The organism is Paenibacillus sp. FSL P4-0184 (assembly GCF_038004625.1).
Lineage (GTDB): Bacteria > Bacillota > Bacilli > Paenibacillales > Paenibacillaceae > Paenibacillus_AQ.
Window position 1 is genome coordinate 1,866,631 of the sequence record NZ_JBBORN010000002.1, and the last position, 14,140, is coordinate 1,880,770.

Sequence of the window (14,140 nt, forward strand, 5' to 3'; positions counted from 1 at the left end):
CTCCTCCTAACCTTTAATGCCAGAGCTCATAAAACTACCTATCACTTGCCGCTGGGACAATAAAAATCCAATCATTAAGGGCGCAGACACAATCAATGTAGCCGCACAAACATCGGACCATTGCGCACCAGATTCCGTGGCTTTTGCGAACATCGCCAAGCCTACAGTTAATAAGCGATTCTCCTCCGAATTTGTTACAATTAGAGGCCACAAGAAATCATTCCAATGAAAGCTGACCGACACGATCGCAAAGGACACATAAATCGGGCGTGACAGTGGGACATAGATTCTTGAAAGAATATGCAGGCGTGAGGCGCCCTCCACCCGGGCAGCTTCATCCAGCTCATAGGGTAATTGCTTGAAGGATTGCCTTAACAGAAACACTCCAAAGGAGGAGGCAAAGTAAGGTAGCATAATCCCCAGCTTGGTATCCAGCAGACCCATTTCGTTCAACACCTGATAGTTGGAAAAGATAAGAACATCTGGCGGCACCATAATTTGCACCAAAAATAACATGAATAACAGATCTTTCAAGGCGAATCGTACCCGTGCGAACGCATAAGCAGCCATCGTCATTGTAACGAGTTGCACAGCAAGCACAACACCGCACACAAGCAATGTATTCATTAAAAATCGTCCAAAAGGCGCTCCATTCCAGACATGAATCAAATTCTCAAACGTGAACTCCCAAGACCATCCCGCATCGATAGCGACGTGTTTGGGTAGAAAAGCCGTTCTGACCACCCATAGGAAGGGAATGATCCAGGCCGCGGCAAAAGTAAATCCAACCGCATGCCACAGTATCTGCTGGATTCGGCGCTTCGTTCTTTCGGAGTTCAGCATGCGCTCCTCTTCTAAAGCTTTGCGTGTATTCTGCCTTAATACTAAGGGCAGCTTTAGTGGATTATCCTCCATGGATTCCACCTCCTATTCATAATGGATTTTCCGATCCCAGCCAAAAAACTGCAAAGAGGAAATCAGGAGCAGTAGCACGATCATGACCACCGTCATCGATGCGGCCATCCCTTGATCGTAGAAATTAAAGGTGGACTCGTAGATATAATAAAGCAGCAGATTACTTGCATTATTCGGACCGCCTTTTGTCATAATCCAGAGATGGTCTACCAGCTTAAAAGAATTGGTTATCGCCACAACAGCCACAAACAACGTAGTCGGCATCGTGAGCGGAATTGTGATTCTGCGGATGGAAGTGAATGTACCGACTCCGCTTACTGCAGCCGCTTCATATAAATCCTTGGGAATCTGCTGCATTCCTGCTAAATAAAAAATCATAAAATATCCGGCTTCTTTCCAAATCATCATAATGACTAATGCGCCCATCACCGTATCAGGTGTTCCCAGCAAATTCACAGGCTGATCCGCGATCCATGAAGCCAGTCTGGCAAAGAGCCCAAAATGAGGGGTATACAGAAACAACCAGATGTTCGCCACAGCGATCATCGGGATCATATTCGGATAGAAAAATGAAAGACGTGCCAGTCCCCGCCCTTTTATCGCCTTGTCGGCAAACAGTGCCATCAAGAAAGCCAAAGCTAATGAAGTGGGTACTGTGCCAATGGCGAACCATATATTGTTACTGAACACCTTCATAAAGACATTGTCGTGCAATAGATTAGCGTAATTGTCAAAACCGACGAACAAAGGCTCAGGAGTCGCCAAATTTTTCTCATAAAAGCTAAGCCAGAACGATTTAAACATAGGGTAATAAGTAAACAAGCAAAGAAAGAGCAGCGAAGGCAACACTAGTCCCCAGCCGAATCCGTTTCGTCTAAGCCTCTCAATCCATCCGGCATTCATACCATTCAATCCTTCCATGATTAAGGTTTCTACGATTAATGAATAAAGTAATGACGCCAGAACAAGCTATCGAGCCGTCCTGGCGTATTCCATACCTCAAAGCTTACTTATTGAAGGGAGCAAGTGCCTGATCTGCTTCTGCTTGAGCCTTTTTAAGTGCACCTGCTGCATCAATCTCTCCTGCCAATGCCGCTTGAATCTGGTTCGTAATTGCCGTCGATACTTTACCATGATTATGAGTGGACAATTCCCGGAACGCATATTCCAATTGATCTCTCGCTACCAATGCTTGCGGGAAATCCGCCGTATACTTCTTCATAGCATCTGTATCGTATGCAGATTTTCTTACGCCAACATAACCGGATGAGCTGCTAAAGAGGGCAGCTTGTTCTGAAGCCGTCATGTATTTGGCAAATTCCCAAGCTGCAGCTTGTTTTTCAGGAGATGTATCCTTGAAAATATACAGGTTACCTCCCCCAGTAGGTGATCCAAATTGCTTTTGTGCGGGTGGGAACGCTACGCCGAATTCGAACTTCGCGTTATTTTTTACATTGGTTAAGTTGCCGCTTGTATGCATCATCATGGCTGTTTTGCCTTGAATGAAATCTGTCGGAACGGTTGCCCAATCAATAACACCTTCCGGCATCGCCTTATATTTATGGGACAAATCTAACCAGAATTGCAATGCCTCCACATTCTCCGGCGTATCGAACATCGCTTTTTTGCCATCGGAGGACATTATGTTTTGCTTCGGATCGGAAGCATTTTGCCGTGCAAGCATTTGAAACATCCAATACGAATCATCATTGCCCGGAATTTCCAGCCCCACGTGACCGTCTTTGTTCAGCTTCTTAGCATAGGTTACAAGCTCATCCCATGTAGTGGGTGGTTTCTCTGGATCAAGTCCTGCGGCTTTGAACATTTCTTTGTTGTAGTACATAACAATCGCGCTCCGCTGAAAAGGCAGGCTGTACGTTTTACCTTCAGACTGTGTATCCTCTACAAAGGCGGGATAAAAATCAGCCATCTGAATATCCGTGTCCTTTGCAATAAAATCATCCAACGGAATGATTGCATTCATATCGAGCATACTGTACAGCTCTGTTGACATCATGACCGCGACATCCGGTGGCAGTTTGGCCTGCACACCCGCTTGAATTTTCACGGTATTGTCCCCGTAATTACCTGTGTACACGGGATTAACCTTAATTTCCGGGTGCTGCTCCATGAATGCACTAGCCATCCCATCGATTACTTTTGTAAGAGGACCACCAACATTAACCGGATAATAAAATGTAATCTCCACAGGCTTAGCGGCTGGAGTCTCTGTGGATTCTGGAGTTGCAGCGATTGCTGTGGGTTGAGCGGTATTTTCTTTGGCTTCAGCCGTACTGTTATTAGATTGTCCGCAGCCCGCTACTGCCAGCATTGAGACGGATAGCAGTGTTAGAATAGTTTTGGTTTGCTTTAGCATTTCTGTTAGCCCCTTTTTTCGCTTGGATTTGAATTAAAATGCATAATGGCGAAAGTTCACACTAATGCGATTCGAGCCTACATCAAGAATATGGAGCTGTGCACCATCAGCGGTAGGCAATACAGCAATTCCTTGGGCTTCAGTACCACTAGGCAGATTGCGCTCAAAGGCAACAGATACGTTTCCAGTCTCCGGATCAATCTGATAAACCGTTTGGGTTGCGTTATCCGTAGAAGCATACAGAATACCTTTGTACACTTCGGCACCTTGAATTCGATCAATACTTTGGGAAAGTGGAACGGTTGTGATCACATGCATATCGTCAAGACTTAGTACATTCAAGACGCTTGCATTACTCCACTGAGCTGTGTAGACCTGATCGCGAGCAGCATCAACGGCTACCCAAGGCACACCGCCAATATGCAGATTCAACGGTAAAGCATAGGATGTACCCGTATATTTCAAAGTGTTCACATCATAGAGGGCGATGTAAGGATGCTGATAGTTTTTGCCGTCTTCAATAGGAGCGTATATTTTACCGTTATAGTAGGAAATATCACCGATATGGTCTCCACCTTGGGAGGCAATCTCCAGTGGAATAGCCAATTCATTCCGTGCTTTTACGGATTTTCCATCAAGTCCAGTCCGTAAGAGCCCATACGAGGAATTAAAGATCCATGAATTCCCGTCTGTAGCCACCCCTTGTCCCCGTTCCAGGGCATCAAGTAACCAGAAGGTTTGCTTAGATACTTCATGCCAAGTTCCAGCAGTTGTAGCTGAAGTCGAAGTTGACTCTGCACTGATTTCTACCTCAGTGTTTACTAGGTTATCCGGTCCGACTGGTGTGGCAGATGCTACTAAAGATAAAGAACTGGTCGTAAGTACCCCCGCGCAAATCAGACTGAATAATCTCTTTAATCTCATGTTTTTTCTCCTCCTAATAAGGTTGTAGTTCGGCATTTGTGCGCCTTACTTCAACCTTATTATAGGAGCTGGCAACAGCTCTCTAATTGAACAAAACACTTCTTTCCTTGAACAAAACTCTCATTTGCAAGAATAAAATCAATAAATCATATGATTAGGTTTGGAGGAGCTTTGATTAGCATACAGCTTTGGGGTTAGGCCGGTTTCTCGTTTAAATAATCTAGTAAAATGACCTTGATCGGCAAAACCAACCTGAGATGCAATTTCCTTCAAACCAATTTTTCCGGAACGAATAAGAAATTTAGAACGTTCGATTCTCAGGCGAATTAAATAATTATGGGGTGTATATCCTGTCTGTTGTTTAAAAATCCGAATAAAATGCGACTGGCTCATATTAGCCATGCCAGCGAGATCAGTCAGTTGAATCTCATCTTCTAAACGCTCACGCATAAATTGAATGACCTGAAATATTTCTTGATTGGCTGGCGTTTTTCGGTTTGAATGCTGGGGAATCACTGAAGAATAGTGTTGTAACAAGTGAATAATTAACATGTTGGATAAAGAGTCGCTATATATTTTTCCTTTGGCACCGCCATTCTGTAATTCCTCCAGCATCCAAAGCCCTAATTGCAGTAGCTTGGAATCCTTGACATGAAATTTGCGGTCCAACTGGATATGGCCTTCCTTCAGATAATCAGATTCACGAGCAATCTCTTCGAGTACCGCTGGCGTAATTTCTATTTTCAAAAAATAGAGCGAGGTTCTGCCCCAAGGGCAAAGAAGGCTCTCATTACAGGGGGTAATATGAATGGTGTAGTAATTTTCGTAGTAGGCTGTGCAGTGAATTCCTATTAAATATTTAGACTCCGAGGATGGGGTGAAAGCTTGCTGTGGGCTATACCATTGTGAAACCTGAAGCTTATCCCAACCAAAAGTATCACTTGCAAGGACAGGCTGAGCAGCTGCAAAGGACGATTCTTCCATTTCTTTCATATTCATCCCCCTTTTCCCTTCAATATAGCAAGCCAGTATACGCTCCGCGTCAATGAGCTGTAAAAGCTATATTAATTTCCTCCTAGTATTCAAAAGGTTATTTACGTCAGAACAGCAAAAAAGAGGGGTTAATTCCCCTCTTTAATATTTTACATATTCTATTTCTGTAACTCTAAGTCTGAGCATCTATTCCAATTTAAACTGATTTACTAAAGCACGCATCTCATTTGAACCCTCTTGGAGCTTGCGAGCAGATGCGGCAATTTCCTCCATAGATGCAAGCTGCTCCAGAGTGGCGGCAGATACTGTCTGTGCAGCCGAAGCTGAGTGCAATGAAACCTGCTCGACCTCCATCACCGCAGCAGATATTTGTTCGGAGCCCATGTACATCTGTTGTGCAGCGGTCGATGATTGCTCCACCTGATCTACGATGGTCCGGGTGGCCTGCAAAATACGTTCAAATGCTTTACCCGTATCATCAATCGCTTGAACCCCTGCTGCGACTTCATTTTGGCCTTTACTCATCGAATGATGGGCATGACCTATACTCGTAATAATTTCTTCAACCATGACTGAAACCCTTTCAGCTGCTTCACTTGTTTGTCCTGCCAGCTTACGGACTTCACTAGCTACCACTGCAAATCCCCTGCCTTGTTCTCCTGATCGAGCAGCTTCAATTGCCGCATTAAGCGCTAATAGATTCGTTTGCTCAGATATTCCTTTAATAGTACTGACGATGGTGCCTATTTGTTGAGACTGGTCATTTAAACTAGTAACGGTGATCCCTAAATCATCAACAGTATTACTTACTGCGTTCATTTGCTCGGAAGAGTTAATGATAAGGCTGTTTCCTTTATCAGCCTCTTCCAGTGTTTGCATGGACAGCTGATAGGCATGTGTAGAGGCTTCAGCTACTCGCTGAATCTCTTTTACCATCTCCTCCATCGATTGAGAAGTCTCTTGCGTTGAGGAAGCTTGTTTCTCACTATTGTTCGCCACTTCAGTCATTGAGGATGAAGTCTGAACAAGTGCCGCTGTGGTTTCACCTAATGTTGAAGACAACTGTTTGGAGGAAGAAGCTAATAACTCCGAGCTTATGGTTAAATTCCCAACCAATTTCCGAATATTACCCGATAATTGATTAAAGCTGATTCCGAGCTGTCCGATCTCATCCCGATTGCGCACAGTCAATGCTTTACCGCTTAGATCCCCTTGAGCGATCCGTTCAGCTTCACGGGCAATGCGTACAATCGGTCTTGAAATATGTTGTGCAAATATGTATATTACAGCGATTCCGATGACAACGCATACAATCAATGTAGTAATAATTCCCTTTAGAATGGTTTGTTGCCCGGTATTATAGTCTTGCATATAAGAGCCTGCTGCTACGACCCAGCCCCAAGAGGGCGATAGTTTAGCATAAGATATTTTCAACGCTTCTTCCCCTACAGCGTTTCCAGTACCGTCCGATTTAGGTAGCGGCCATTTATAGTAAGTAGCTCCACCACCGTTCTGTGCTGCTTTAATCAAATCCTGTATGTAAAAAGTACCGTTTGAGGTTTGTTTATCCCAAATATTATCTCCCTCTAGTTTGGGATGAGCAAGCAGTTTCCCTTTGTTATCTAATATAAAGAAGTAGCCGTTTGGACCCAAATCAATTGATTGATTAATAGGCCGAGTACCATCCTCATTTTTGTTTCCAAGTAGTAAGGTCCGTACTTGCTCTTGGGCTTCCACTTCAGTCAACTGCCCCGATTGAACGGAACTTTCCAAATTCTCAATTAAGGCGACAGCCAGGTTTACGCTTGAACTCAGTTTACTCTCAATGAGCTGATTCGTTTCTTTGACTGAAATCTGATAAATAACTGCTCCTAATATTCCGATGGGAAGAATTAGTAGTGTGAGTGACATCATGAGCAGTTTTTTCCGAATTGTTAGTCGCAACCTTGTACGTGTAACTTTTACCATATACACCGCTCCGCATCCTATTAGAATTAATTACAAATTAATACTATAGTACTAGTTTTGGGAATATAAATCAAAAAAAGAAATTCATAATTTAACAAAAAAAAGCAAACGCCCCCCTAATAAGAGGTCCGTTTGCCATTTATTCAATGAAACTCCAAATCCCTACTTCTCATCCAACCACAATATCGCTGTTACTCCACGAGGATAATATTTACTGCCTGTAATCTCCCCGGAAATAATTTGATCACTCCAGCTGAAGATCGATAATTCTGGATGGGTAAGCCATGCCACGTGAGCGCGATCTGCTGCCGCTCCGCGTTCATCCCATTCCAGTCCCAGAATGTTGCGGGCGATGAACTGCGAGAGATAGATTTTGCTAAGCCAGCTGTTATTGCTAGTGGATGAGATTTTCCAACCGCCGTCATCAAATAAACAAACGCCCGGCTTCAACACCGCATGAAGATGCTTGTCGAGTGTGCTGATATATGCGGCGAACCGTCCATTGCGATCAAGAGCTTCTTTACAACCCGTATAGTATGGGAATACAAGACCCTCGATAGCCGGAATGATCTTGGAGTCGTTACCTTCTCCAATCACAGCCGGGATATATCCATCTGCTGTAACGCTTGCCACCATCGTTGCGGCGCATTTCTCTGCCCCTACCCCTGCTGTTTTGGACAGCTCCGCACGTTCATACTCTGCAAATATTTTCTCCATAGCTAAGTAAGCCGCCCAGCATTTTCCTGCCAAGTAAATATTGTTGCGAGCCTGACCTAAAGAGACATCCAGACTGTCATAGGTAGTAATCTCTGCTCCACCCATCGTACGTGAGCTATCTAGCGCCATAACACCGTTTCTTTGCTCAGGATCTGGATGATCCCGATTTAACATACTATCCAAGCACTTCTCCAAGATACTCAGATTACGTTCCATCCAGCTCCGATCACCTGTGTGTTCAAGATAAGTTGCCGCACTCAGCACCCAGTTTACCAATTGTTCATGTGTCATATGAGAGAAGCAACCATCAATGCCATATAACTCATAGGAGGAATAGCCCGGACGTGAAACTACATTGGCTACACCCATATCATGTGTGAAGCTAATTCCACCTGGATACTCTGTATCATCCCCAGGGAAACGTACCGTATCTTCATAGCTGAATCTTTCTACGAACATATCCAGCTCATTACGAACCGTCCAAGGATTCAGACGCAGCTCGTAGAATAACTGATCGACGGTCAGATCAAAGGTATTCATCATCCGGTATTCGCCTTCGTTGACGATCCAGAACGGCTTATTTTTATTATCCAGTAATTGTGTGGAACCATAATAACTACGAATCGCATGCGCTAGCATAAAGGTTTGATCTTCGGATAGGTTTGCATGATTAATCATCTCGTTAGCCTTCTCCGCTGCTTGTTTAAGAACATCGAATTTAGCTAATGCATATTCGGCTACTGCCTCAACATTGTTGAAATAGCGATTATAGTAATAGGAAGCATCCATACCAGAGGTAACATAACCCGAACGGTGAAAACAAATCGCAAACCGGTACGTTTCTTTTACTCCGGCTGGAACATCCATGATTAAAGCACCCACGCGACCCAGTCCAAAGGTCCAATTTTCCTGAAGCTCCTCACTTAGAATATCCTCCATCGTGAAATGAAGTGCGGACTTTGTAGTGCCTTTCTCGGCAGCAATCGCAATAAATCTTCCTTGTCCAACGCCTGTAATTTCAGATGACACATCATCCAGTCTTCTCATTCCGCTATACACATCTGTTCCCTGAAAACCAAAGAACGCGCGACGTGAGGTAGCTGATGAGGTGTTATCCACTTCGAGCTCAACCAGTACTGCTGGCAGCAACACTTCCTTCATTTCTTCCACAGACGCAGTTTCAGGATCTGGTACTGATCGAACTGGCGAGAGAATCCGGAAGGTCAGATCCCCCGCACTCCAGCTGTCTGTAGCTACTTGAAAATCTCTAGAAATCTCACGATCTTGAAAAGGGAACAGAATATTCTCCTTGTCTGGATTGGGGTCTGGATTCTCGATGTCATAGCGTTTGCTCTCGTCATCTCCGCCAATCTCGTGAAATGGTAGTGTGTCATACCCTTTCCCATCAGTGCGTTCTAATCCTATGAATATATTCTGTCTAGGAGGTTTGGCCATCTCCAAATCGAAACCACCACTAGCTCCTTTAAATCCTAAGGTAAAACTCGCAAATGCACCGATCGGTGAATGATGAGCATTAAAAAATTTATTATGTAACATAAATAAATGCACTCCCTCCAACATGATCCCGGATACCTCCGGGCTATATATCCATGTTATCGATATTTCTGGAAGTGCAACAGGGCTAAAGCCTTCTATTATTTGGGCAAATCAAACATCGATAACAACCTATGATATAATTAAGCCAAATTTTATTGTAAAAGAGGATTGAAATGATCTCGAATGATCCCGCCTTCCATAATTCTATTGACGGTCAGATGTCACCAGACATTCAAGCAGCCTTTCATATCTTCGCCGCACATTGGAGAAAAGTAAATTCGGATTGGCAATATCCTGTACACACTCATCCGATGTTTGAGATTAATATTGTCCTTCAAGGTGAGCAACAAATGACGGTAGGCAATAAGTCTTTTATACAGAAAAGCGGCGATATTTTATTCATTCGTCCCGGTGTTGAGCATAGTAGTATGGGTTCAAATGCTGACTGTGACATGACTTATTACTGCCTGCATTTTGATATTGATGACCTGATTTTGCGGCGTGCCTTACTTACAGCAGATGCTGTTAGTCTCAGCGGGAACACCCCCGAACTGCTGGCCATCCGTTCCGCGCTAGATGTAATCATTAACTCTTCCATCTTGTCAGAGTCTAAAGACACACATAGAAATCGCTTGATCACACTGCATGCTTCACTGCAGCTTCTGACCGCGCTCAGCGGTTGGGTGCTTTCGGAAATGCCTCTCCCATCAGATACAGAAGCTACAGAAAATACAGTTGCCCTGGCTAACGCTATTGAAGGACTATTGCAGGAATCCGTCTCCACCGCTGCCAGCACAGGCGAAAGAGGTGGCGGTATTGAGGACATTGCTGCCAAGCTCGGATATAGCACTACTCACTGTAATCGTGCTTTTCATCAAATCTATGGGATGTCACCAAGGCAATATTTATCCCGCTTAATCATTCGACACGCCAAACTGCTGCTGATGGATAATAGTCTATCTGTCGAATCGGTTGCTCAACGACTGGGGTACCGTGATGTGTCCCATTTCAGCAAGCAATTCAAACGCTGGACAGGTCTCCCGCCAATGGGGTATCGCCGTTTAACTGCGAATCCGAATTCGCATAAAAAATCAAACACAAACATAAACAAAATCCCACTGTCCACTAAGTGAGATCTCTTGCCAATAGCGCTCAGAAAGGTGATCGTCGTCTATGGAATTCGTTATATTTTGTTAGTTAATCCAACACGTATTGTGGTTTAAGAAAATCTTTCATAAAGGTTCTAGCATGACGAACAAACTTCCTGCTGCTGACTCAGACCCTTTGATTATTCTGTTTTTTCTTTGAGCGAGTTGTGTAATACAATTTAGACACTTCGTCATATTGATTAATACTTTCTTTTGTATCGTTGTTATATTGTTTCTTATGATAAATCCGATCTATTGACCGGTTATGCTTCTGAAGCTAAACAGACTGTAAGTTTACAACCTAAATCGAACTGAATGCAAACATAATTTCAGATTCACATACCAATTCATTATCTACCATGGCCACTCCCTTTCCTTTGACAATTTGTCCCTTAATTCGAATTACCTCAAATTCAAGAAGGAGTTGGTCTCCTGGTTTTACTTGTCGTTTGAAACGACAATTATCAATACCCGTTAATAAGCCTATTTTATGATGGCGGCTTTCAACGTTGGACATCGCGGTTCCACCGATCTGTGCCAGTGCTTCTACAATTAAGACTCCAGGCATAACAGGATAGTCAGGAAAATGACCTAGAAAATAAGGTTCATTAATTGTTACATTTTTAATTCCAACAGCTCTCTTCCCCTCATTAATTTCCAATGTCCTATCAACCAAGAGAAATGGATTTCGATGAGGAATAATCTCTTTAATTCCTGAAGCACCTCTTCATAGGCCCCTCTATCGCTCCATACTGCAGGATTACTACTTTAAGCATAATTGTTCTAATACATCTCCTATGTAAGTACCTTTGAACGAAGGATCGGCAACAAGCATTTCTACGTCATCATTTAATATGATATCATCGTGAATCTGGGCTTCAATATAGTGGTCTAGGTTTCGATTGGACTTTCGTTTTGAAGGATCCTTGAATGGTTGTTCGAGATTATACAACAGATGCTCAATCAACTTCTCCGGTGTCAGATTTTTCTCGCCGATGGCATTATTTCGAATAAATGTATCTTTAAAAATCGCTGCTAAAATGTCATCAAACTCAGCATAAGTGCCTTTTTCCTTGGGATCTTGATGTGAATCCAAATAAGTGTACGTACAGTGATAGGAGACTTTCGGTGAGAGTAGGAAGTAACATGACCCAAACCGCGGAGCCGGTCCATCCGGGTGCAACATTAAAACTAGCGCCTCGTACTTCGGGCGCTGGCTATTCGTCACGCCATCTAACTGATAATCCCCTCCAAACATCTTTTTCTCCCAAAGATCCCGTGATCCGCCTTGATAAGTAGATACACTGCCATTGGAAATGTGAGTTTCAAACTGACTCTTATAGATCCCCTGCTCGAGCAATGCCTGTGCCACACTTTTCATGTCCGCAATTGGCCGATCAGGATGAAAATGCAGCGCGACCCTCGCGTTTGAAAACCTTAAGCACGGTATCCTCAAATGTACTCCAAGGGATATCTGACAGCTGAAGAACTTCCTTTATTGTCTTTTGAGCTTCGCATTTTCGGGTTCTAGCGTTCTGTGTAATATTTTCAATTGCCAACTGTTGTGAAATTGACAAATCTCTCTTACCTGACATTTACATCACCTTCCTGATACACTCTGGCATCAAGCTTATCAAATATCGCATATTCAATAACTTATCATAATATTCAACTTATCTACCATTCAATCCTGCCCGTTGAGCAGAACAGGCTGCCAATTATGCTGGCAGCCTGTTCTCATGGCGCTATCTTGTCCCGTTAGTAAGAATTAATAATAATATTTCATTTACACAATTTCAAAGTTTCTAAATTCATCAATAAAACCTTCAAGCCAATCATCTGAATAGTCTAAAGCACCAGAATCACTTTCGATAAAAGCGACATCTAGACTCATCACCCAAAAGCGTCGAGCTATAACAAATAGTTCTATTGCCATTTCATCTTGTGCCGAGAAGTTTCTGACAGATCGGTAACCCGAGATTAACGCATTCCATAAAGGTTCTTTTTGATCCTCTAACTGACGCTTTCTAGCCCGAACTTGTGCCAAATCATATGCACGCCAACCATTAGCAGACCATTCAAAGTCGTAGTGAGTAAAATAGCTTCCTTCTTTGAATGCATTATTATTTCCATGCATATCTCCATGACATAACCCCCAATCCAAGCCTTGTCTAGAAGCAATAAGGATTTGTTCTTTCAATGCATTCGTAAATTCATGTAGAAATGGTACTGCCTCATTTTTTTCACCAATGTAGTTAACAATTCGTTCCAATGGTTGAGTGATGAGAAAATTTGTGTCCAACTCGTATCGCGGTTGGTTTAGAATAACTTGATCCATTGCTGTATGCAGTTCGGCAGCTGATCTTCCAAAGGTAAAGCATGATGCCTCGTCATGAAGTATGTTCTCCGTGCCATTGAGATAGCGAAAAATTACAGCAATTCGCTTCCCTTCTGGTGCATTTAGAACGGTATACAAGCTATTGTCTTTTTTTGCTATGGGTTCCGACACTTTTGTGTCCACAGAGTTAAGGACAATTTTCAATTGAGTTAATAAGGATAACTCATACGCTACATCATTTTCGTTAATTGCAAGGCGGTAAACACGAAGTATGTAAAATCCATTAGAAGTTCGCACCCTGTAAGTATCATTTAATCCTCGTAACCAATACAAACATTCAATCCATTGCCCGATATCATAATGTTTGCTCAAACAGTATTCCAAGTATTTTGGATCTAGGACTGAACGTAAGACAGTAGGTTGTGTATACATCGCATTACTCCTCAATTTTTTCTTGATCATATATCAGTTCATAATCCTAATCAGGTAATGATCAATTGTAAATTTTACTATCTTACTAATTATTTGTATCTATAATAATTAATTATAATCATTTGGGGTTTAAGTGCTTTCGATACCAAAAAAAGCTATCACTACGCTATCCTGCCTGTTAGTTGAATAAAGGCAGCCGATCCATGGATCGGCTGCCCTTATGTCTAATCGAACTATCGTTTCCCGTTAGCTTAATTCCGAAATCCTTCGGGCAAACCGAGAGGCAATAGCCTCAATGCTGGAATATGGTGTTATCTGATGGATACGCCTACTAGGAAACACTAACATTTCTTTTACTTAATTTCTTAAATACCGAGTATTCCTTATTGGACTTAATAAAACTTAATATCTTTTCGGCACATTCTTTTGGATTCATCTCTTCAGTATTTACTTCGAGGTCATATTCATCAAAGCAATATACTTTGCTAAACTGTGAAGCTGCTAGTCCAATTTTTCTATCTCCTCTTGCTTGCTCTCTTCTTATGAGTTCTTCTTTCGAGCATATTACACCTATAAATAACGTAGGCTGATCGAAAAATTGATCAAGAAACTCATTAAACCTCTTGTCATTGTCGATTACGGTATCTACTATTACATTAAAACCCACTTCTGATAACAATTTAATTGTCGAATGGTACACTGAGAATATGGAATCATCAAGTATTTGTGAGACAACTTGATGATCTATTTCTCTTGGAGGTTCATCTGGAA

Annotated in this window: 11 protein-coding genes and 1 pseudogene; 1 reads left to right on the top strand and 11 read right to left on the bottom strand. The window is 42.6% G+C overall.

The window, feature by feature from the left end; translation table 11 throughout:
- Nucleotides 1-6 precede the first annotated feature (6 nt).
- The 7 genes from MKY52_RS30130 to MKY52_RS30160 all read right to left on the bottom strand — a co-directional run bounded on the left by MKY52_RS30130 (nt 7) and on the right by MKY52_RS30160 (nt 9,451).
- The gene (locus MKY52_RS30130) at nt 7-843 is read right to left on the bottom strand and encodes a carbohydrate ABC transporter permease (protein ID WP_445671052.1); all 837 of its coding nucleotides are present in this window, start codon (nt 841-843) and stop codon (nt 7-9) included.
- An 84-nt stretch (nt 844-927) separates the two neighbouring features.
- On the bottom strand, nt 928-1,818 hold the full coding sequence (locus MKY52_RS30135) for a carbohydrate ABC transporter permease (protein ID WP_341055569.1): 891 nt from the start codon (nt 1,816-1,818) through the stop codon (nt 928-930).
- Between the two features lie 103 nt (nt 1,819-1,921).
- Entirely contained in the window at nt 1,922-3,292 is a 1,371-nt protein-coding gene (locus MKY52_RS30140) for an ABC transporter substrate-binding protein (RefSeq protein WP_341055571.1), read from the bottom strand.
- A gap of 33 nt (nt 3,293-3,325) precedes the next feature.
- On the bottom strand, nt 3,326-4,216 hold the full coding sequence (locus tag MKY52_RS30145; RefSeq protein WP_341055573.1) for a DUF6923 family protein: 891 nt from the start codon (nt 4,214-4,216) through the stop codon (nt 3,326-3,328).
- A gap of 138 nt (nt 4,217-4,354) precedes the next feature.
- Entirely contained in the window at nt 4,355-5,209 is an 855-nt protein-coding gene (locus MKY52_RS30150; protein WP_341055576.1) for an AraC family transcriptional regulator, read from the bottom strand.
- Between the two features lie 186 nt (nt 5,210-5,395).
- Nucleotides 5,396-7,177 carry a methyl-accepting chemotaxis protein gene (locus tag MKY52_RS30155; protein ID WP_341055578.1) on the bottom strand — a complete coding sequence of 594 codons (1,782 nt, stop codon included), beginning with the start codon at nt 7,175-7,177 and terminating at the stop codon, nt 5,396-5,398.
- A gap of 162 nt (nt 7,178-7,339) precedes the next feature.
- The gene (locus MKY52_RS30160) at nt 7,340-9,451 is read right to left on the bottom strand and encodes a glycoside hydrolase family 52 protein (RefSeq protein ID WP_341055580.1); all 2,112 of its coding nucleotides are present in this window, start codon (nt 9,449-9,451) and stop codon (nt 7,340-7,342) included.
- Between the two features lie 173 nt (nt 9,452-9,624).
- Here MKY52_RS30160 and MKY52_RS30165 point away from each other — a divergent pair, with 173 nt between their 5' ends.
- Complete coding sequence (locus MKY52_RS30165) at nt 9,625-10,584, top strand: AraC family transcriptional regulator (protein WP_341055583.1); 960 nt, start codon at nt 9,625-9,627, stop codon at nt 10,582-10,584.
- Nucleotides 10,585-10,900: 316 nt separating this feature from the next.
- On the opposite strand, the gene fabZ is transcribed toward MKY52_RS30165, so the two are convergent.
- The 4 genes and pseudogenes from fabZ to MKY52_RS30185 all read right to left on the bottom strand — a co-directional run.
- Nucleotides 10,901-11,311 carry a 3-hydroxyacyl-ACP dehydratase FabZ gene (gene fabZ, locus MKY52_RS30170; RefSeq protein WP_341055688.1) on the bottom strand — a complete coding sequence of 137 codons (411 nt, stop codon included), beginning with the start codon at nt 11,309-11,311 and terminating at the stop codon, nt 10,901-10,903.
- Nucleotides 11,215-12,194 (bottom strand): annotated as a pseudogene (locus MKY52_RS30175) (DUF3626 domain-containing protein). Before MKY52_RS30175 ends, fabZ begins: the two are co-directional and overlap by 97 nt.
- Before the next feature lie 191 nt (nt 12,195-12,385).
- Nucleotides 12,386-13,369 carry a phosphotransferase gene (locus tag MKY52_RS30180; RefSeq protein WP_341055584.1) on the bottom strand — a complete coding sequence of 328 codons (984 nt, stop codon included), beginning with the start codon at nt 13,367-13,369 and terminating at the stop codon, nt 12,386-12,388.
- A 331-nt stretch (nt 13,370-13,700) separates the two neighbouring features.
- On the bottom strand, nt 13,701-14,140 hold a 440-nt coding region (locus tag MKY52_RS30185; protein WP_341055586.1), incomplete at its 5' end, for a phosphotransferase-like protein.